The following is a 17,131-nucleotide window of genomic DNA, read 5'->3' on the forward strand; positions in this document are numbered from 1 at the left end:
CGACATCGCTCCCCGCACGGCCGCAGCGCGAGGCGGTACGGTGGGGCGTGAAGGATGCGGCTACGCGGTCCGAGGAGGGAGCCACCGATGATTCTGCTCCGTCGCCTGCTTGGTGACGTGCTGCGTCGGCAACGCCAGCGCCAAGGCCGTACTCTGCGCGAAGTCTCCTCGTCCGCCCGAGTCTCGCTCGGCTATCTCTCCGAGGTGGAGCGGGGGCAGAAGGAGGCATCCTCCGAACTGCTCTCCGCCATTTGCGACGCGCTTGACGTACGGATGTCCGAGCTCATGCGTGAAGTGAGCGATGAGCTGTCGCTGGCGGAGCTGGCCGAGTCGGCAGCAGCCAGTGACCCGGTACCTGTGCCGGTACGCCCCATGCTCAATTCCGTCTCCGTGTCGTCGGTCGCAGGTGTGCCGACGGGGCGGGTGACCATCAAGGCGCCCGCGGAAGCGGTGGACGTCGTCGCCGCCTGACCTGCGTGGTCCGTGGTGAACGGAGCCCCGGTCCTCCCTTTGTGGGAGGGCCGGGGCTTTCGGGTTTCCGGGTGTGGGACGCGGGTCGCCGGGCAGGCGAGCAGCGAGGCCGGGGGCCGTCCCGTACCGGGATGGCCGCCCGAATGACTCTTTTGTGTCATATATGCCATCGTGGACGAGTGGTATGCCGAACAGCTACCTGATCGGAGAAGTGCATGTCTGTCGTGAAGAGCCCGCTGACCGAGGACGATCGCAAGGTCGTCGGAGACGCGCTGCAGGGTGCCCTCGTCGACCTGATCGACCTCTCGCTGGTGGCGAAGCAGGTCCACTGGAACGTCGTGGGGCCGCGCTTCCGGTCCGTCCATCTCCAGCTCGACGAGGTCGTGGACACGGCGCGGCAGCATTCGGACACGGTCGCGGAGAGGGCCTCGGCGGTCGGTGTCAACCCGGACGGGCGGTCCAGGACACTTGCGCAGACCACGGCCATCGACATCGTGCCCGACGGCTGGATCAAGGACGTGGAAGCCGTAAAGGTCCTGGTGGACGCCCTGCGTGTGGTGATCGACCGGATGCGGGAGCGGATCGACGCGACCGCCGATCCCGATCCCGTCAGCCAGGACATCCTGATCACGCTGACGGCCGATCTCGAGAAGCACGCCTGGATGTTCCAGGCGGAGAGTGCCTGACAGGGGCTCGCCGCAGGAGCTGCGTGGTGCGTACAGGCCGCGCGGCACCCGCACCGAGTACCGACCATCGAGCCCGCCGACGACCGAGGAGTGCGACATGAGTGACGACAAGGCCATGGACAAGATGAAGGGCAAGGCCAAGGAGGCGACGGGCAAGCTCACGGGCGACCGCCGCAAGGAGGCCGAGGGCAAGACCGACCAGGCGAAAGCCAAGGCCGGCGGTGCCCTGGACGAGGCAGGCGAGCGCGCCAAGGGCATGAAGGACTCCCTGTCCGACGACGACCGCCGCTGAACCACCGGCCCTGCCCGGCCGTCGCGGCCCGGGGGGCTCCGCGTGTGCCCCCGCCGATCTGTCCGGCGGGGGCACACGTGTGTGCGAGCGGGATGCAGGGTGCCCGGTCCCGGGGGAAACTGCCGGAGAGGGCCGTGACGCACCTCTCCCGCTACACGGCCCGAGGAGAGCGCGCGCCGTCGTCTCTTGCGCGCCGCGCACGCCGGTCGTGCACCGGTGCGCCCTCCCCTCAGGCAATCGAGCCGTACTAGCGTCGGCCGGAGGAGGCAGCCATGGTGCGGCGATGGGTGCCGGCGGTTGTCCTCGGCGGCGTGTGGTGGTGGGCCGTGCTGCGCATAGTGCTGGAGCCGGAGCGGACGGGTCTGGTCGAGGGTGCGGTGGCAGCGGGCGGGTGGGGGCTGAGCCTGCTGCCTGTTCATGTGGCGGGGGCCGTCCGGCCCCCGCGTGCGTCGGGGGAGAGCGCCGGTGGGTCCCGGCGGGAGCCGGCGGCCGGTGACGGGGGGCCGGAGGACACGGACGGTGGAGCGGGGCGCGACAGGCCCGTTCCCTGAGGACTCGTCTCCGCGGAGATCTCCCCGGTGTACGGGCGGCCGGGCGGGGCCCGGTCTGCGGGCGGGCAGCCAGGCTCAGCCTGGAGGACCGGACTGGCAGCGTGGGCACCAGTAGGTGGGGCGGGAGTCCTGGTCCGCCTTGCGGACGGGGGTGCGGCAGCGCAGACAGGGACGGCCCGCCCTGCCGTAGACGAAGAGGGGCTCCCGGGCCCGCGGGTGGGGCTGTGCGGCGGTGGGACCACCGGTCGTGGTCCGCCTGGGGCGGTCGCGATTGGCCTCCAGCAGGTGCTTGGCCGTGGCCACGAGGTGCTCGGCGAGGGGCACGGGGAGGTCGCCCACCGGCAGCCAGGGTGTGACGCGGGCCAGGAAGCAGAGCTCGCACTTGTACACGTTGCCGATGCCGGCCAGGTTGCGCTGGTCCAGGAGCGCCTCCCCGAGGGGGCGCGCTGGCTGCGCGAGGAGGTTGCGCAGCGCGGCCTCCGGGTCCCAGTCCGGGCCGAGCAGATCGGGGCCCAGGTGCCCGACGACCTGCCCCTCGTCCCGGGTGCGCAGCAGTTCGAGTACGGGCAGCCGGTAGCCGACGGCCGTACGCTCGGCGGTGGCGAGGATCGCACGGATCTGGTGGCCCGGGCCGCCGCGCCAGCGCTCGCCCGGAGCAAAGACGCGCCAGGCACCGTCCATCCGCAGATGGCTGTGCAGGGTGAGTCCGTCCTCGACGCGCGTGAGCAGGTGTTTGCCGCGCGCGGTGACGTCCAGGACCGTGCGGCCGGACAGGTCGGCCGTGGCGAAGCGGGGGACGCGCAGATCCGACCGGGTCAGGACGTGGCCGGTGAGCGCGGCGTCGAGACGCTTGGCGGTCTGCAGGACGGTGTCACCTTCGGGCATGCCTCCATGATGCGCGGCCCGGGGCCGCGGCGGCGCCGGCGGCAGGGCGCCGGCCTCCTGCCGGCCTCACGCACCTGCTGTCTCACGCGCCCGCCCGCCTCACGCGCGCAGGCGCAGCCCTCGCGGGGTGGCGAGGAATCCGGCCTCCTCCAGCGTGCGCCCCAGGGGGGAGGTGAGGGAGGACGCCCCGTTGGTGCGCTCCACCGTGACGGTGCCGAGCGCCCCCGCACGGGCCGCCGACGCGAGTGCTTCGGCGGCTGCCCGAAGTGCGGGGTCTGCCGGGTCCGTGGGCCACGCGAGCAGGGTCTTGCCGCCGCGTTCCATGTACAGCGTCAGCTCGCCGTCGACGAGGACCACCAGGGCCCCCGCCTTGCGGCCCGGCTTGTGCCCGGCCCCGTCCGGTGACTCGGGCCAGGGAAGAGCCGCGCCGTAGGCGTTGGCCGGGTCGGCCGCGGCGAGGACCTGGGCGCGGGGAGCCGCACCGGGCTCCGCGCGGTCGCGGGCCGTGGACACGGCCCTGAGCCGGTCCACGGCGCCCTCCATCGCGAACTGGGCCGCTCCCAGGCCTTCGACGACGTATCCGCGGCGGGCCTGCCCGCTGTCCTCGAAGGCGGCGAGGACGCGGTAGATGGCGGAGAACCCGCCCTCCACGCCCTCGGCCTGCACCGCGCCGCGTGTCACCACACCGTGGCGGTCCAGGAGTGTCCGGGCCAGGGCGTGGGCGCGGTGGGTCGGCTCCGGCTCGGCCGGGGGCAGCAGCGACCAGCGCCCCGAGACCGTCGGAGGGCCGGTTCGGGACCCGGGGCGGGCGGCGGCGGTGAGCGAACCGTAGCGGCCGCGCGGGACGCTGCGCCGGGCGCGGTGGGCGGTGGAGCCGGCCGTGCGCCCCGAACCGAGCAGCGAGCGCAGGGGGGCCAGGGTGTCGTTGGTGAGACGGCCGGACCAGACCAGGTCCCAGAGGGCTTCGGCCAGGTGGGGGTCGGTGCAGTCGGGGTGGGTGGTGGCGCGGACCTGATCGGTGATCTGACGGAAGAAGAGGCCGTACCCGCCGGAAAGGGCTGTGAGGACCGACTCGTGCAGCGATGTCTGCTCCAGCGGGCGGGGCGGCGGCAGGAGGAGCGGGGCGCTGTCGGCGAGGTAGAGGGAGAGCCAGCCGTCCTTCCCCGGGAGGGCGCCCGATCCCGCCCAGACGACCTCTCCGGTGGTCGTCAGCTCGTCCAGCAGCGCGGGGGTGTACCCCGCGACACGGCTCGGCAGGATCAGCTTCTCCAGCGCCGACGCGGGAACCGGCGCTCCCTGCAACTGTTCGACAGCGCGGGCCAGTCCGTCGATCCCGCGCAGGCTGCTGTCACCGAGGTGCTGCCACTGGGGGAGGAAGCCGGCCAGGGCGGCGGGCGGAACCGGTTCCAGCTCCTGGCGTAGTGCGGCCAGCGAGCGGCGGCGCAGACGGCGCAGGACCGTGGCGTCGCACCACTCCTGGCCGATGCCCGCCGGGTGGAACTCCCCCTGGACCACGCGTCCCGAGGCCGCGAGGCGCTGCAGCGCGCCCTCGGTGACGGCGGCGCCCAGGCCGAAGCGGCCCGCCGCCTGCGTGGTGGTGAACGGGCCGTGCGTCCGGGCGTGGCGGGCGAGGAGGTCGCCGAGCGGATCCTTCACCGGTTCGGTGAACGCCTCGGGCACACCTACCGGCAGCGCCGTACCGAGCGCGTCCCGCAGGCGGCCCGCGTCCTCGATCGCCGCCCAGTGGGGGGACCCGCCGATGCGGACCTGTATGGCGCGCCGGGCGGTCGCCAGCTCAGGGGCCCAGTGCGGCTCGGCGCCGCGCTCGGCCAGTTCGGAGTCCGTGAGGGGGCCGAGGACCCGCAGCAGGTCGGCGACGCCTTCGACGTCCTTGATCTTCCTGTCGTCGGTCAGCCACTGCAGCTCGCGCTCGAGTTCGCCGAGGACGTCGGCGTCGAGCAGCTCGCGCAGCTCCGCCTGGCCGAGCAGTTCGGCCAGCAGGTGGGAGTCGAGCGAGAGCGCGGCGGCCCGGCGCTCGGCGAGCGGGGAGTCGCCCTCGTACAGGAACTGGGCGACGTAGCCGAAGAGGAGGGAGCGTGCGAAGGGGGAGGGTTCGGGAGTGGTCACCTCCACCAGGCGGACGCGGCGGGCCTCCAGATCGCCCATCAGTTCGGTGAGGCCGGGGACGTCGAAGACGTCCTGGAGGCACTCGCGTACCGCTTCCAGGACGATCGGGAACGAGCCGAACTCGGATGCCACCTGCAGCAGTTGGGACGCGCGCTGGCGCTGCTGCCACAGGGGGGTGCGCTTACCGGGGCTGCGTCGCGGCAACAGCAGGGCGCGAGCCGCGCATTCGCGGAACCGGGAGGCGAACAGGGCTGAGCCGCCCACCTGGTCGGTGACGACCTGGCTGATCTCCCCCTTGTCGAAGACCACGTCGGCGGCGGCGACGGGCGGCTGCTCGCTGTCGAACCCGGCTCCTGGAAGGCCCCGCTCCTGTCCGCCGCCGGGCGCCCGGCCCGCCCCGCTTTCGGGGTCCGTTCCGGCCGGGTCGAAGTCGAAGAGGTCCAGGCCCATCAGGTCGGCGTCGGGCAGCCGCAGCACGATGCCGTCGTCCGCGTGCATGACCTGGGCGTCCATGCCGTACCGCTCGGCCAGCCGCGCCGACAGCGCCAGTGCCCACGGCGCGTGCACCTGGGCACCGAACGGTGAGTGCACCACGACCCGCCAGTCGCCCAGTTCGTCCCGGAACCTCTCGACGAGAACGGTCCGGTCGTCCGGGACATGACCGCAGGCCCGGCGTTGCTCGTCCAGGTAGGAGAGGACGTTGCCGGCCGCCCAGTCGTCGAGTCCGGCCGCGAGCAGCCGGAGCCGGGCGTCCTCCGCGGACAGTCCGCCGATCTCCCGCAGGAACGCGCCCAGCGCCCGCCCCAGCTCCAGCGGACGGCCCAGCTGGTCACCCTTCCAGAACGGCAGCCGGCCCGGCACCCCGGGGGCGGGCGAGACCAGGACCCGGTCCCGGGTGATGTCCTCGATACGCCAGGACGTGGTGCCCAGGGTGAAGACATCGCCGACCCGGGACTCGTAGACCATCTCCTCGTCCAGCTCGCCGACGCGGCCGCCCCCCTTCTTCGGGTCGGCCCCGGCCAGGAAGACACCGAACAGCCCGCGGTCGGGAATGGTGCCGCCCGAGGTGACGGCGAGCCGCTGGGCGCCGGGACGGCCCGTGACCGTGCCCGCCACGCGGTCCCACACCACCCGCGGGCGCAGCTCCGCGAAGGCGTCCGACGGATAGCGTCCGGCGAGCATGTCGAGCACTGCGGTGAACGCCGACTCGGGCAGCGAGGCGAACGGGGCCCCCCGGCGGGCGAGTGCCAGCAGGTCGTCGGCCTGCCAGCTGTCGAGTGCGACCATGGCGACGATCTGCTGGGCGAGCACGTCCAGGGGGTTGGACGGGATCCGCAGCGCCTCGATGGCGCCCTCACGCATCCGTTCGGTGACGACGGCGGCCTGTACCAGGTCGCCTCGGTACTTCGGGAACACGACCCCGGTGGACACCGCACCGACCTGGTGCCCCGCGCGGCCCACCCGCTGGAGCCCCGAGGCGACGGAGGGCGGGGACTCTACCTGGATCACCAGGTCGACCGCGCCCATGTCGATGCCCAGCTCCAGACTGGACGTCGCGACCACGGCGGGCAGCCGGCCCGCCTTGAGATCCTCCTCGACCTGGGAGCGCTGCTCCTTGGACACCGAGCCGTGGTGGGCCCGGGCCAGCACGGCGGGCGCCCCCTTGGCCGCTCCGGACTGCGCCATGACCTCGGCGGGGGAGTGCGCCTCGGGCAGGGTCCCGGCGGGCGCCCCGTCGTCGGACGTCGTGCCGGTCGCCCGCTCGTAGGCGATCTCGTTGAGCCGGTTGCACAGGCGCTCCGCCAGGCGCCGGGAGTTGGCGAAGACGATCGTGGAGCGGTGCGCCTGGACGAGATCGGCGATCCGCTCCTCGACATGAGGCCAGATCGACGGCTTGTCCCCCTGGTCCGCCCCGCTGTCGGCGGCGGGGGAACCGCCGAGCTCCCCGAGGTCCTCCACCGGGACGACGACGGACAGGTCGAACTCCTTCGCGGAGGGGGGCTGGACGATCTCCACCTTCCGCTGCGGCGACAGGAAGCGTGCCACCTCGTCGACCGGCCGGACCGTCGCCGACAGGCCGATACGGCGGGCGGGCCGGGGAAGCAGCTCGTCCAGCCGCTCCAGCGACACGGCCAGGTGCGCGCCGCGCTTGGTGCCCGCCACGGCGTGCACCTCGTCGAGGATCACCGTCTCGACCCCCGCGAGGGCGTCCCGCGCCGAGGAGGTGAGCATCAGGAACAGCGACTCGGGAGTGGTGATCAGGATGTCCGGGGGCCTGGTCGCCATCGAACGGCGCTCGGCCGGAGGGGTGTCGCCCGAACGGATCCCCACCCGCACCTCCGGCTCGGGGAGACCGAGGCGCACCGACTCCTGCCGGATGCCGGTCAGAGGGGAGCGCAGGTTGCGCTCCACGTCGACCGCGAGCGCCTTCAGCGGAGACACGTACAGCACACGGCAGCGCTTCTTCGCCTCGGCCGGAGGCGGTACGGCTGCCAGCCGGTCCAGGGAGGCGAGGAACGCGGCGAGCGTCTTGCCCGATCCCGTGGGCGCGACGACCAGCACGTCCGAGCCCTCGCCGATGGCCCGCCAGGCGCCCTCCTGGGCCGCCGTGGGCGCGTCGAAGGCGCCCGTGAACCATCCACGGGTAGCGGGCGAGAACGAGTCGAGCGCGGAACCGGCCATGCCACCCATCGTGCACCCCGGCACCGACAAGGGCCGGTGAACGGACCTGCCACCTGCCCGCCCGGACGGCGCACCCCCACCCGGACCTGCGAGAATGCGCATATGGCGGCAGCGGGCACGGCACGGGAATGGGCGAGGCACTGGCAGCACGCCGAACTGCCCGAGCTGGATCTGCTCCGCGCCCGGTACGTACGCCACACCTTCCCCCGCCACAGCCACGAGGGCTACGTCCTGGCCGCGGTCACCCGCGGGATCGAGACGGTCGGCCTGCCCCACGCCACCGTGCACGCCGGCCCCGGCAGCGTCGTCATGATCAACCCCGAGGTGCCGCACACCGCCCGGGCGGGAGCGCCCGAGGGCTGGGTCTACGCCACGCTCTACCCCTCCGCGCAGGTGATCAACGACATCGCCGCCGAGCTCACCAGCCTGCGCGGCTCCGTCGCCTTCACCGAGACGAGCGTGGCCGACCCCCAGGCGGCCCGGCTGATCATCGAGGTCCACCGGGCCGCCGAGGAAGGCGACGCCCTGGCGGCCGGCACCCTGCTGCGCACCGCCGTCGCCCGGCTCCTCGACCGCCACGGCCGGGCGCTGCCCCCGCGTACGCCCCTTGCGGCGGGAGCCTCCGAGGCGGCCCTCGCGCGCGCCGTGCTCGAAGAACGGATGCAGCGGCCACCTACCCTGGAGAGCCTCGCGGCGGAACTGGGCACCAGCCCGTTCGCTCTGCTGCGGGCCTTCAGGAAGCGGTACGGCATGCCCCCGCACACCTGGCTCACGGACGCCCGGGTGCGCCGCGCGCGCCGCATGCTCGAGGCGGGGACCGCGCCCGCCGAGGCCGCCACGGCCGTCGGCTTCACCGACCAGCCGCACCTCAACCGTCACTTCACCCGCATCGTGGGGGTGCCCCCGGGCGCGTACCGGCGCGAGCGCGCAAGAACGTACAAGACCGGTCGGGATCTTTCCTCGTAACGTTCCGTATGTGGCAGAACGAACAACACCTCAGAGCGCCGGAGCCCCCGGCTCCGTGGCCGGCATCCCGTGTACGGCCGAGGCGAAACCGGACGCGGCCGTCGTCAGGGACGCACTCGGCGTGGGGGTGGCCGTGGGCCTGTCCGGATTCGCCTTCGGCGTCACCGCCGCGGGGGCCGGGCTCACCCTCCCGCAGACCTGTGCGCTGAGCCTGCTCGTCTTCACCGGCGCCTCGCAGTTCGCCCTGGTCGGCGCGCTCGCCGCCGGTGGCAACCCCTACACCGCGGCCGCCGGGGCCTTCTTCCTGGGCGTTCGCAACGCCTTCTACGGGCTGCGCCTGTCCCAGCTCCTCTCCCTGCCGCGCGCGCTACGGCCCCTCGCCGCCCAGTGGGTGATCGACGAGACGACCGCGGTGACGCTCGCCCAGCCCACCCGGCGCGCCGCACGCATCGGCTTCACGGTCACCGGGCTCACGCTCTACGTCCTGTGGAACCTCACCACCCTGGGAGGCGCGCTGGGCGCCGAGGCACTCGGCGACACCGATGCCTGGGGTCTCGACGCGGCGAGCCCGGCCGTCTTCCTCGCCCTTCTCGCACCGATGCTGAAGACCACCACGGAACGCGTCACGGCCGCACTGGCCGTCCTCCTCGCCCTCGGGCTGCTGCCCGTGCTGCCGGCGGGTGTGCCCGTCCTCCTGTCCGCCTCCGCCGCCCCCCTCGTCCTCTTCCTGGGGGGACGGCGCAGGCGCGGCCCCGACGCGACCGCCGGCGGCCCGGAGAACACCCGGGAGAGTCGGTGAACGTCTGGATCGCCATCGCCCTCACCGCGGCCGGCTGCTACCTCGCCAAACTCCTGGGCCTGCTGGTGCCCGCCGGTCTGCTGGAGCGGCCGCTCGTGCAGCGCCTGGCCGCGCTCCTGCCCGTCGCGCTGCTCGCGGCCCTCACCGCCCAGCAGACGTTCGGCGACGGACAGCAGGTCGGGCTGGACGCACGGGCGGCCGGGCTCGCGGCTGCGGCCCTCGCACTCGTCCTGCGGGCCCCCTTCCTCGTCGTGGTCGGTGCCGCCGTCGCGGTCACCGCGGCCGTACGCGCCCTGGCGTAGGGCACGCGGCCCGCGGACTCAGCCGATGCCGTGCCCGTACGCCCGCAGGGTCTGCAGCGCCTTGAGCGTCACAAGGGGGCGCCCTTCCAGGGCCGTCCCGGGAGCCCACTGCCGCCAGGTGACGGGCCAGCCCCCGTCCTCCTCCTGCCCGGCGGCCAGGTGCTCCAGGGCACTCTCCATCTCGCCGTCGCCGAACCACCGGCGCGCGAGCGACCCGGGCGTGCGGGCGTAGTCGTACGGGAAGTGGTGTTCCCCCGGTGCGTAGCCGGGCGCCACCGGGTACTCCGGGCGCCGCAGCGGATCCAGGACGGCCAGGCGCTGCTCACGCACCAGGTGGCCCAGCCGCTCGGCGGCGGCCTCGGCGCGCGCCCGGTCGGGGACGCCGTCCAGGAAGGCGACGGCCGCCTCGATCTCGTACGGGTGCGACTGCTCCAGCGCGTCCACGGCGGCCCAGCAGAAGTCGGTCGCCCGGAAGAGCCAGGCGTGCCACACCTCGTTGCGGTGCAGCAGGCCGACGACCGGGCCCGTGGCCAGCAGTTCGGCGGGCGGGTCGTCGACGACGGGGACGAACGGCGCGACGGGGTAGCCGCGCTGGGTGGGAAGAAGGGCGGGCAGCGCACCCTCCCTGGTCGACACGTCGGTCAGGTAGCGGCAGATCCGCTCGACCCGCAGACCGCGGCAGCGGCCGATCGAGTCGAGGACGCTCAGTGCGTGGGCGGTGTGCAGCGGCTGGCTCACAGGGCCGCGCAGATCGGGTTCGAGCGCGTGCCCGTAGCCGCCGTCCTCGTTGAGGTAGGCGGCGAGCGCGGTCTCGACGGCGTCCGCGCCTCCGCCCAGGAAGAGGTGGGCGAACCGCCGCTGCTCCAGGACGCGTGCGGTGAGCCAGACGAACTGTTCGGCGCGGGCGAGAGGGTCTTCTCCGGTTCCAGCCATGGACCGACCGTAGAGGCCACCCCACCGCCGGCACCCTTTTCCCGGTGCGGCTGCACTCTCAGGAGCGGGATACTCGGGTCATGCGGTTGACGATTTTCTGGGAGCGGATGGCCGACCACTTCGGCGAGGCGTACGCGGATTCCTTCGCGCGCGACCATGTGATGGCCGAGCTCGGCGGCCGTACGGTGCACGAGGCGCTGGCCGCGGGCTGGGAGGCCAAGGACGTCTGGCGCGCGGTCTGCTCGGCGGTCGGGATTCCCGCGGACAAGCGCTGAGCTCCGGTGAGCGAGACTTGACCCGTGGCACCGACAGACGAGACCGCCCAGATCCAGCCTCCCCTCCCTCCGCCCGTCCCACCGGCCGCGCCACCGAGTAGGCCGTCAGGCAGCGCTCCGGTCCGCATGCCCGGCTGGCTGCCCCGCGCGATGGTCCTGGCGCTGGCCCTCTACGGATGCTTCCGGCTCGGCAGCTGGGCGTTCGACCAGCTCATCGGGCTGCTGATCAACATCCTCATCGCCTTCTTCCTGGCCCTGGCGATCGAGCCGGCGGTCAGCCGCATGGCGGCCCGGGGCATGCGCCGGGGACTCGCGACCTTCCTGGTCTTCCTCGGTGTGCTGATCGTAGGAGTGGGGTTCGTCGTCCTGCTCGGCTCGATGCTCGCGGGACAGATCGTCAACATGGTCGACGACTTCCCCCAGTACCTCGACTCCGTGATCAAGTGGGTCAACCAGACCTTCCACACGGAACTCTCCCGGGTCCAGGTGCAGGACAGCGTGCTGCACTCCGACTGGCTCCAGAGGTATGTCCAGAACAGTGCGACCGGGGTCCTCGACGTCTCCACCACGGTGCTCGGTGGGCTGTTCCGGCTGCTTACGATCTTCCTGTTCTCGTTCTACTTCGCGGCGGACGGCCCCCGGCTGCGGCGCGCGCTGTGCTCGGTGCTGCCCCCCGCCCGCCAGGCCGAGGTCCTGCGCGCCTGGGAGCTCGCGGTCGACAAGACCGGCGGCTACATATACTCGCGCGGACTGATGGCGCTGTTCTCCGGGATGGCGCACTACATCCTGCTGGTGTTCCTCGGTGTGCCCTACGCGCCGGCACTCGCGGTCTGGGTCGGCCTGGTCTCGCAGTTCATCCCCACGATCGGCACGTATCTGGCCGGTGCGCTGCCGATGCTGATCGCCTTCACGGTCAACCCCTGGTACGCGGTGTGGGTCCTCGGCTTCGTCGTCGTCTACCAGCAGTTCGAGAACTACGTGCTGCAGCCGAAACTCACGTCGAAGACGGTCGACATCCACCCCGCGGTGGCCTTCGGCTCGGTGGTGGCGGGGACCGCGCTGCTGGGCGCCGTAGGCGCGCTGATCGCCATTCCGGCCGTCGCCACGCTGCAGGCGTTCCTCGGCGCGTACGTGAGGCGCTACGCCGTGACGGACGATCCGCGGATGCACGGCGGCCACCGCCCGCGTCGTGGTGAGCCGGTGCTGTCGCGGCTCCGCCGGGCGGCCGGGCGCGGGGACGACGGGCGAGGCGATCGCGCGGGCGGACCGGGATGAACGGTGAGTCCGCTGCCGCCCCGCGGCGCCGCTGGAATCAACGCCGTGACTGCTGCGACAGCCGTGGAGCGGGGGGAACGAGCGGGAAGTGAAGCGGCCCCGACGCAGCCAGGAGCTACCTCTTCGTCGCATTCCGGTCTTGATCGGCCATGATCTGCCGGTCCGTGGCGTAGGGGCATCCGGCGTCGGCGGGTCGGAGCGGTGCGCTTGACACTAAAATCGAACATCCATTCATATGGGTGTCCGGCCGGGGTTTCCCGGGCCCGGCCGTGGAGTTGTCCACAGGTCGGCAGGACGTCGAGGCCCGTTGTCAGTGGCAGGGGTTAGCGTCTGTGATGTGAAGCGATCGACTCAAGCAAATCGGGTGGAACCCATGGCAGGAAACGACCGCGAGAAGGCGCTGGACGCCGCGCTCGCACAGATTGAACGGCAGTTCGGCAAGGGTGCGGTGATGCGCCTCGGCGAGCGGCCGAACGAGCCGATCGAGGTGATCCCCACCGGATCGACCGCCCTCGACGTCGCGCTCGGCGTCGGCGGCCTGCCGCGCGGCCGCGTGGTGGAGGTGTACGGACCGGAGTCCTCCGGTAAGACGACGCTGACGCTGCACGCCGTGGCGAACGCGCAGCGGCTCGGCGGCTCGGTGGCGTTCATCGACGCGGAGCACGCCCTCGACCCGGAGTACGCGAAGAAGCTCGGCGTCGACATCGACAGCCTGATCCTCTCGCAGCCGGACAACGGCGAGCAGGCGCTGGAGATCGTGGACATGCTGGTCCGCTCCGGTGCGCTGGACCTCATCGTCATCGACTCCGTCGCGGCCCTGGTGCCCCGTGCGGAGATCGAGGGCGAGATGGGTGACTCGCACGTGGGTCTGCAGGCCCGTCTGATGAGCCAGGCGCTCCGCAAGATCACCAGTGCGCTCAACCAGTCCAAGACCACCGCGATCTTCATCAACCAGCTCCGCGAGAAGATCGGCGTGATGTTCGGCTCGCCGGAGACCACCACGGGTGGCCGGGCGCTGAAGTTCTACGCCTCGGTGCGGCTGGACATCCGGCGGATCGAGACGCTCAAGGACGGTACCGACGCCGTCGGCAACCGCACCCGCGTCAAGGTCGTCAAGAACAAGGTCGCGCCGCCGTTCAAGCAGGCCGAGTTCGACATCCTCTACGGCCAGGGCATCAGCCGCGAGGGCGGCCTGATCGACATGGGTGTGGAGCACGGCTTCGTCCGCAAGGCCGGCGCCTGGTACACGTACGAGGGCGATCAGCTCGGCCAGGGCAAGGAGAACGCCCGCAACTTCCTCAAGGACAATCCCGACCTCGCCAACGAGATCGAGAAGAAGATCCTGGAGAAGCTCGGGGTCGGTGTCCGTCCGGAGGACCCGGCTGCGGAGACCACCGCGGACGCGGCGGTCGCGTCCGGTGCGGCGGCGGCCGACGGGGCGGCGAAGCCGGTGCCCGCTTCGGCCACCAAGGCGAAGCCCACCAAGGCCGCGGCGGCCAAGAGCTAGGCCGTGACGCGTCGTACGGAGTGGCCGGGTGCCGAGACGGGTGGGGGCCCCGGTCCCGAGAGCGCCGCAGAGTCCGCCGAAGGTCTCCCGTGGCCCGTGCCGGGGACCGGGCCCGGCGAGGGGGCGGGCCGTGGTTCCCGCTCCCGTTCCAGAAGCAGCGGTTCCCCCTCCTCGTCGAGGGCCGGGGAGGGGGAACCGCGAGACCCGGTGGAGCAGGCGCGCGCCATCTGCCTGAGACTGCTGACCGGGACGCCTCGCACCCGGAAGCAGCTCGCCGATGCTCTGCGCAAGCGGGAGATCCCCGACGAGGCGGCGGACGAGGTGCTCTCGCGGTTCGAGGACGTCGGGCTCATCGACGACGCGGCGTTCGCGGACGCCTGGGTCGAGTCCCGGCATCACGGCAGGGGGCTGGCCCGCCGCGCTCTCGTCCGGGAGCTGCGCACCAAGGGCGTGGACTCCGCGGTGATCGACGAGGCGGTCGGACAGCTCGACCCGGAGCAGGAGGAGGTCACCGCGAGAGAGCTCGTCGCGCGCAAGCTCCGCTCCACGCGGGGCCTGGACCGCGACAAGCGCCTGCGCAGGCTCGCCGGCATGCTCGCACGCAAGGGCTACGGCGAGGGCATGGCCCTGCGCGTGGTGCGGCAGGCGCTCGAAGCGGAGGGGGAGGACACGGAGGGGCTGGACGAGCCGTTCTGAGCGGGGGACGAGCGCGTAGCAAGGCGGGGGCGGAGGGGGCCGTCGCCCTGAAACGCGGCTTGGCATCGGCTCAGTACCGGACAGGGCCCGGCTCCGGTGGCGCGGGGCCCGGCTGCGGGGGCGCCGGCACGGGGGGTAGTGGGGGCTGCCAGTTCCCGCTGGGATGGCACCGGGGGGCGTGCACGGGGGCCTGGCTGCGGGGGCGCCGGCACGGACGGGTAGCGAGGGATCCCCAGTTCCCGCTGGGATGGCACCCGGGGGGCGTGCACGGGGGCCTGGTTGCGGGGGCGCCGGCACGGGAGGGTAGCGGGGGCTGCCGAGTCCCGGCGGGGATGGCACCGGGGCCGCCGATTCCGGCGGAGATACACCGGGGCCGCCGCACCCAGCCGCCTGCAGGAGGGGCTGCGTCCGGGGACGTGGGCGCTTCGGCGCCCCACGGTTGCGTGGCGCTGGTTGCGCGGCCCCGGTTGGTGGTGCGGGGTCAATGCCCGGCCAGGGACGCCCGTCGGATCGTGGCGTCGATCAGGGACAGGGCGTCCGCCGCGGTGCGTCCGGGCTGCCTGTTCCAGGGGCCGATGAGATCCGTCCAGCCCTGCGCACGCAGTTCGGTGATCAGCCACGCGCCGGCCCGGTCCACGGTCTCGAGGGAGCCGTACCCCAGCCTGTGCGCGGTCAGCATCGCCCCGCAGAGACAGCGCGCACCACGGACGTTGCGCAGGCGGTAGGGAGTGTTCTGCCACCCCCACTCGGTCAGGATCTGCCGCGCGTAGCCGAGATGGGTGGAGGGAAGCACATCGGGCTGACCGATCCGCCGCCATGCGTGGAGGTGTTCGGGCAGCATGGCACCCAGGCGCCCGGGGAGCGGCCGTTCGCGGGGTGGCCGGGCGGGCAGTGCCCGTAGCGATTCGTCGATGAGCCGGTCGACGGGCACCGACAGCAGGCCCCGCCAGTCGCCCGGGTCCCGCGGATCCGACGCCGCCTCCTCGTCGGGAGCGGGTACGACGGGTGCGGGCGCCGTCGGCACCGGCGCCCGCACTGGAACGGGCACCGGTGCGGGTGCCGGGGGCGTGGCCTCGGGAGCGGTACGGTCCCAGCCCGTGACGATCTGCTGCCACACCTGCGAGTCGTGGAGCCGGGAGGCCTGGACGTCGACCTGGTCGGGGGTGGGGCGAACGGTTTCCATCGGCGCGACATCTCCGTACATTCCGGTCCTCAGTGATGAGGCGAATGTCCGTCGCGCGAGGCGATAGCTCCACCGGGGAGCGGCGTTCGGGTGTGTCAGGCCCTTATTCGGTGCTGCCGGTCACCCGCAGGTCGACCGGCAGGCCGGCCGCGCGCCAGGCCTGGAAACCGCCGATCAGGTCCGTGGCCCGGCGAAGGCCGAGCTGCCGCAGGGACGCGACGGCGAGAGACGAGGCGTACCCCTCGTTGCAGATCAGTACGACCGGCAGGTCGTGACTGACCGCCTCCGGGGCGCGGTGGCTGCCCAGTGGATCGAGGCGCCATTCCAGCTCGTTCCGTTCCACGACCAGGGCACCCGGGATCAGGCCGTCCCTCTCCCGCAGAGCGGCGTACCGGATGTCGACCAGCAGGGCGCCCTCGGCCGCCGCGGCGGCGGTCTCCCGGGGGCCGATCCGCTCGTATTCCGCCCGGACCTGTTCCAGTAGCTCGTCGATGCCCACTCGCTCCACGCTCGTCTGCTTGCTGTCCACCCGGTCCACGCCCTCGATGTCCTCCACGCCGGTCTCTGCCACCCCGGTGCGCACCGTGCCGGTGTCTGCCACGCCGGTGCGCACCGTGCCGATGCCGACGTCGTCCGTGGCCGTTCCGGCGGTGTGCACCGGCCGCACCGTACGGTTCCCGTCCGCACCGCTCACTGCCAGTCCTCCGGGCCCTCGGTCTGCTCCAGGCGGAGCACCTCGCCCGTGCGACTGTACCGACGGATCCGTGGCAGGGGCGGGTAGTAGGCGTGCACGGAAACGGCGTGTTGCCGACCCGACTCGTTCAGCACCTCGTGCACGTGGTGCCGGCCGAACGCCCTGCCCTGCCCGGTGGCGAGCAGCCGGGTCCGGTCGATGCCCTCGGTGAGTTCGAGCGTCCGCCAGCCCTCGGTGGGGATGCTGGCCGCCAGGGAATGCTCCCGCAGCGTGCCCGAGGCGACGGTGAAGGCGCCGACCGACTCGGCGTGGTCGTGCCAACCGGTGCCCGTACCGGGCGGCCAGCCGATCAGCCACGCCTCGCTGCCGCCGGGTCCTTCGAGCCGGAGCCAGGTGCGGCCGTCGGGGTCGAGGGGGAGCGAGGCGACGAGAGCGGTGTCGTCCGCGGTCCTGCGGACGAAGTCGAGCAGCTCCGCGGCGGTCGGGCCGGGGACAGCGGCGGCCGGACCGGGGGCGGCAGCCGTCGGACCGGGGGCAGCGGGAACACCGGCAGCAGCGGCGACGCCGGGGAAGCCGGCGGGAGCACCGTCACCGGGCAGGGGTGTGCGAAGGGAGGGAAGGGGCGCGGACACGGATACCGTCCTGGGAGTTCGCTGGAGGGCACGCCAGGACGCGGAGAACGGCACGGCGTGCGGGGGAGGCGAGTCAGCAGGACGGACGACACACGCAGCCCGCATAGCGGACGAGGTCCATATGGACCCTCCGCCACAGGCGCACATCGGTGCCGGTCATGGTCCGGAGTACACC

Annotated in this window: 18 protein-coding genes; 11 read left to right on the forward strand and 7 right to left on the reverse strand. The window is 72.9% G+C overall.

Going from position 1 to position 17,131, the window contains the following annotated elements:
• Nucleotides 1-87 precede the first annotated feature (87 nt).
• The 4 genes from BA175_RS00075 (at nucleotide 88) to BA175_RS00090 (ending at nucleotide 2,000) form a co-directional block, all read left to right on the forward strand.
• Nucleotides 88-471 (forward strand): helix-turn-helix domain-containing protein, encoded by a 384-nt coding sequence (locus tag BA175_RS00075; RefSeq protein WP_069169097.1) that lies wholly within the window; start codon nucleotides 88-90, stop codon nucleotides 469-471.
• 215 nt (nucleotides 472-686) lie between these two features.
• On the forward strand, nucleotides 687-1,157 hold the full coding sequence (locus BA175_RS00080; RefSeq protein ID WP_069169098.1) for a Dps family protein: 471 nt from the start codon (nucleotides 687-689) through the stop codon (nucleotides 1,155-1,157).
• A 97-nt stretch (nucleotides 1,158-1,254) separates the two neighbouring features.
• Nucleotides 1,255-1,449: a CsbD family protein gene (locus tag BA175_RS00085; RefSeq protein WP_069169099.1), complete on the forward strand. Its 195-nt coding sequence runs from the start codon at nucleotides 1,255-1,257 to the stop codon at nucleotides 1,447-1,449.
• A gap of 272 nt (nucleotides 1,450-1,721) precedes the next feature.
• The gene (locus BA175_RS00090) at nucleotides 1,722-2,000 is read left to right on the forward strand and encodes a hypothetical protein (RefSeq protein ID WP_069169100.1); all 279 of its coding nucleotides are present in this window, start codon (nucleotides 1,722-1,724) and stop codon (nucleotides 1,998-2,000) included.
• 75 nt (nucleotides 2,001-2,075) lie between these two features.
• Here the strand turns inward: BA175_RS00090 and BA175_RS00095 are convergent, their stop codons facing one another.
• Nucleotides 2,076-2,885 (reverse strand): Fpg/Nei family DNA glycosylase, encoded by an 810-nt coding sequence (locus tag BA175_RS00095; protein ID WP_069169101.1) that lies wholly within the window; start codon nucleotides 2,883-2,885, stop codon nucleotides 2,076-2,078.
• Nucleotides 2,886-2,984: 99 nt separating this feature from the next.
• Nucleotides 2,985-7,694 (reverse strand): Lhr family helicase, encoded by a 4,710-nt coding sequence (locus BA175_RS00100; RefSeq protein ID WP_069169102.1) that lies wholly within the window; start codon nucleotides 7,692-7,694, stop codon nucleotides 2,985-2,987.
• 102 nt (nucleotides 7,695-7,796) lie between these two features.
• Here BA175_RS00100 and BA175_RS00105 point away from each other — a divergent pair, with 102 nt between their 5' ends.
• The 3 genes from BA175_RS00105 to BA175_RS00115 are packed head-to-tail and all read left to right on the forward strand — an operon-like array spanning nucleotide 7,797 to nucleotide 9,761.
• Nucleotides 7,797-8,660, forward strand: a complete 864-nt coding sequence (locus BA175_RS00105) for a helix-turn-helix transcriptional regulator (RefSeq protein ID WP_069169103.1) — start codon at nucleotides 7,797-7,799, stop codon at nucleotides 8,658-8,660.
• A 10-nt stretch (nucleotides 8,661-8,670) separates the two neighbouring features.
• Nucleotides 8,671-9,459, forward strand: coding sequence for an AzlC family ABC transporter permease (locus tag BA175_RS00110; RefSeq protein WP_069169104.1), 789 nt, complete (start codon nucleotides 8,671-8,673; stop codon nucleotides 9,457-9,459).
• On the forward strand, nucleotides 9,456-9,761 hold the full coding sequence (locus tag BA175_RS00115; RefSeq protein WP_069169105.1) for an AzlD domain-containing protein: 306 nt from the start codon (nucleotides 9,456-9,458) through the stop codon (nucleotides 9,759-9,761). The genes BA175_RS00110 and BA175_RS00115 overlap by 4 nt, the downstream gene beginning before the upstream one ends.
• Nucleotides 9,762-9,779: 18 nt before the next feature.
• Here the strand turns inward: BA175_RS00115 and BA175_RS00120 are convergent, their stop codons facing one another.
• On the reverse strand, nucleotides 9,780-10,694 hold the full coding sequence (locus BA175_RS00120; protein ID WP_069169106.1) for a hypothetical protein: 915 nt from the start codon (nucleotides 10,692-10,694) through the stop codon (nucleotides 9,780-9,782).
• Between the two features lie 80 nt (nucleotides 10,695-10,774).
• Between BA175_RS00120 and BA175_RS00125 the strand changes: the two genes are divergently transcribed.
• From BA175_RS00125 to recX, 4 genes are all read left to right on the forward strand, one after another.
• Nucleotides 10,775-10,969: a DUF3046 domain-containing protein gene (locus tag BA175_RS00125; protein ID WP_069169107.1), complete on the forward strand. Its 195-nt coding sequence runs from the start codon at nucleotides 10,775-10,777 to the stop codon at nucleotides 10,967-10,969.
• A 126-nt stretch (nucleotides 10,970-11,095) separates the two neighbouring features.
• Entirely contained in the window at nucleotides 11,096-12,244 is a 1,149-nt protein-coding gene (locus tag BA175_RS00130; protein WP_069169108.1) for an AI-2E family transporter, read from the forward strand.
• Nucleotides 12,245-12,617: 373 nt separating this feature from the next.
• Entirely contained in the window at nucleotides 12,618-13,751 is a 1,134-nt protein-coding gene (gene recA / locus BA175_RS00135; RefSeq protein WP_069169109.1) for a recombinase RecA, read from the forward strand.
• Between the two features lie 3 nt (nucleotides 13,752-13,754).
• Nucleotides 13,755-14,447, forward strand: a complete 693-nt coding sequence (gene recX / locus BA175_RS00140; protein ID WP_069169110.1) for a recombination regulator RecX — start codon at nucleotides 13,755-13,757, stop codon at nucleotides 14,445-14,447.
• A 481-nt stretch (nucleotides 14,448-14,928) separates the two neighbouring features.
• On the opposite strand, the gene BA175_RS00145 is transcribed toward recX, so the two are convergent.
• The 4 genes from BA175_RS00145 to BA175_RS32165 form a co-directional block, all read right to left on the reverse strand.
• Nucleotides 14,929-15,630 carry a DUF6197 family protein gene (locus BA175_RS00145; protein WP_069169111.1) on the reverse strand — a complete coding sequence of 234 codons (702 nt, stop codon included), beginning with the start codon at nucleotides 15,628-15,630 and terminating at the stop codon, nucleotides 14,929-14,931.
• Between the two features lie 103 nt (nucleotides 15,631-15,733).
• Nucleotides 15,734-16,159 (reverse strand): rhodanese-like domain-containing protein, encoded by a 426-nt coding sequence (locus BA175_RS00150; protein WP_107407516.1) that lies wholly within the window; start codon nucleotides 16,157-16,159, stop codon nucleotides 15,734-15,736.
• 161 nt (nucleotides 16,160-16,320) lie between these two features.
• Nucleotides 16,321-16,923 carry a cysteine dioxygenase gene (locus tag BA175_RS00155; protein ID WP_079159401.1) on the reverse strand — a complete coding sequence of 201 codons (603 nt, stop codon included), beginning with the start codon at nucleotides 16,921-16,923 and terminating at the stop codon, nucleotides 16,321-16,323.
• Between the two features lie 106 nt (nucleotides 16,924-17,029).
• Complete coding sequence (locus BA175_RS32165) at nucleotides 17,030-17,116, reverse strand: putative leader peptide (protein ID WP_360027292.1); 87 nt, start codon at nucleotides 17,114-17,116, stop codon at nucleotides 17,030-17,032.
• Between the last annotated feature and the right edge of the window lie 15 nt (nucleotides 17,117-17,131).

The sequence above is a fragment of the Streptomyces griseus genome (genome assembly GCF_001715295.1).
Taxonomy (GTDB): domain Bacteria; phylum Actinomycetota; class Actinomycetes; order Streptomycetales; family Streptomycetaceae; genus Streptomyces; species Streptomyces griseus_G.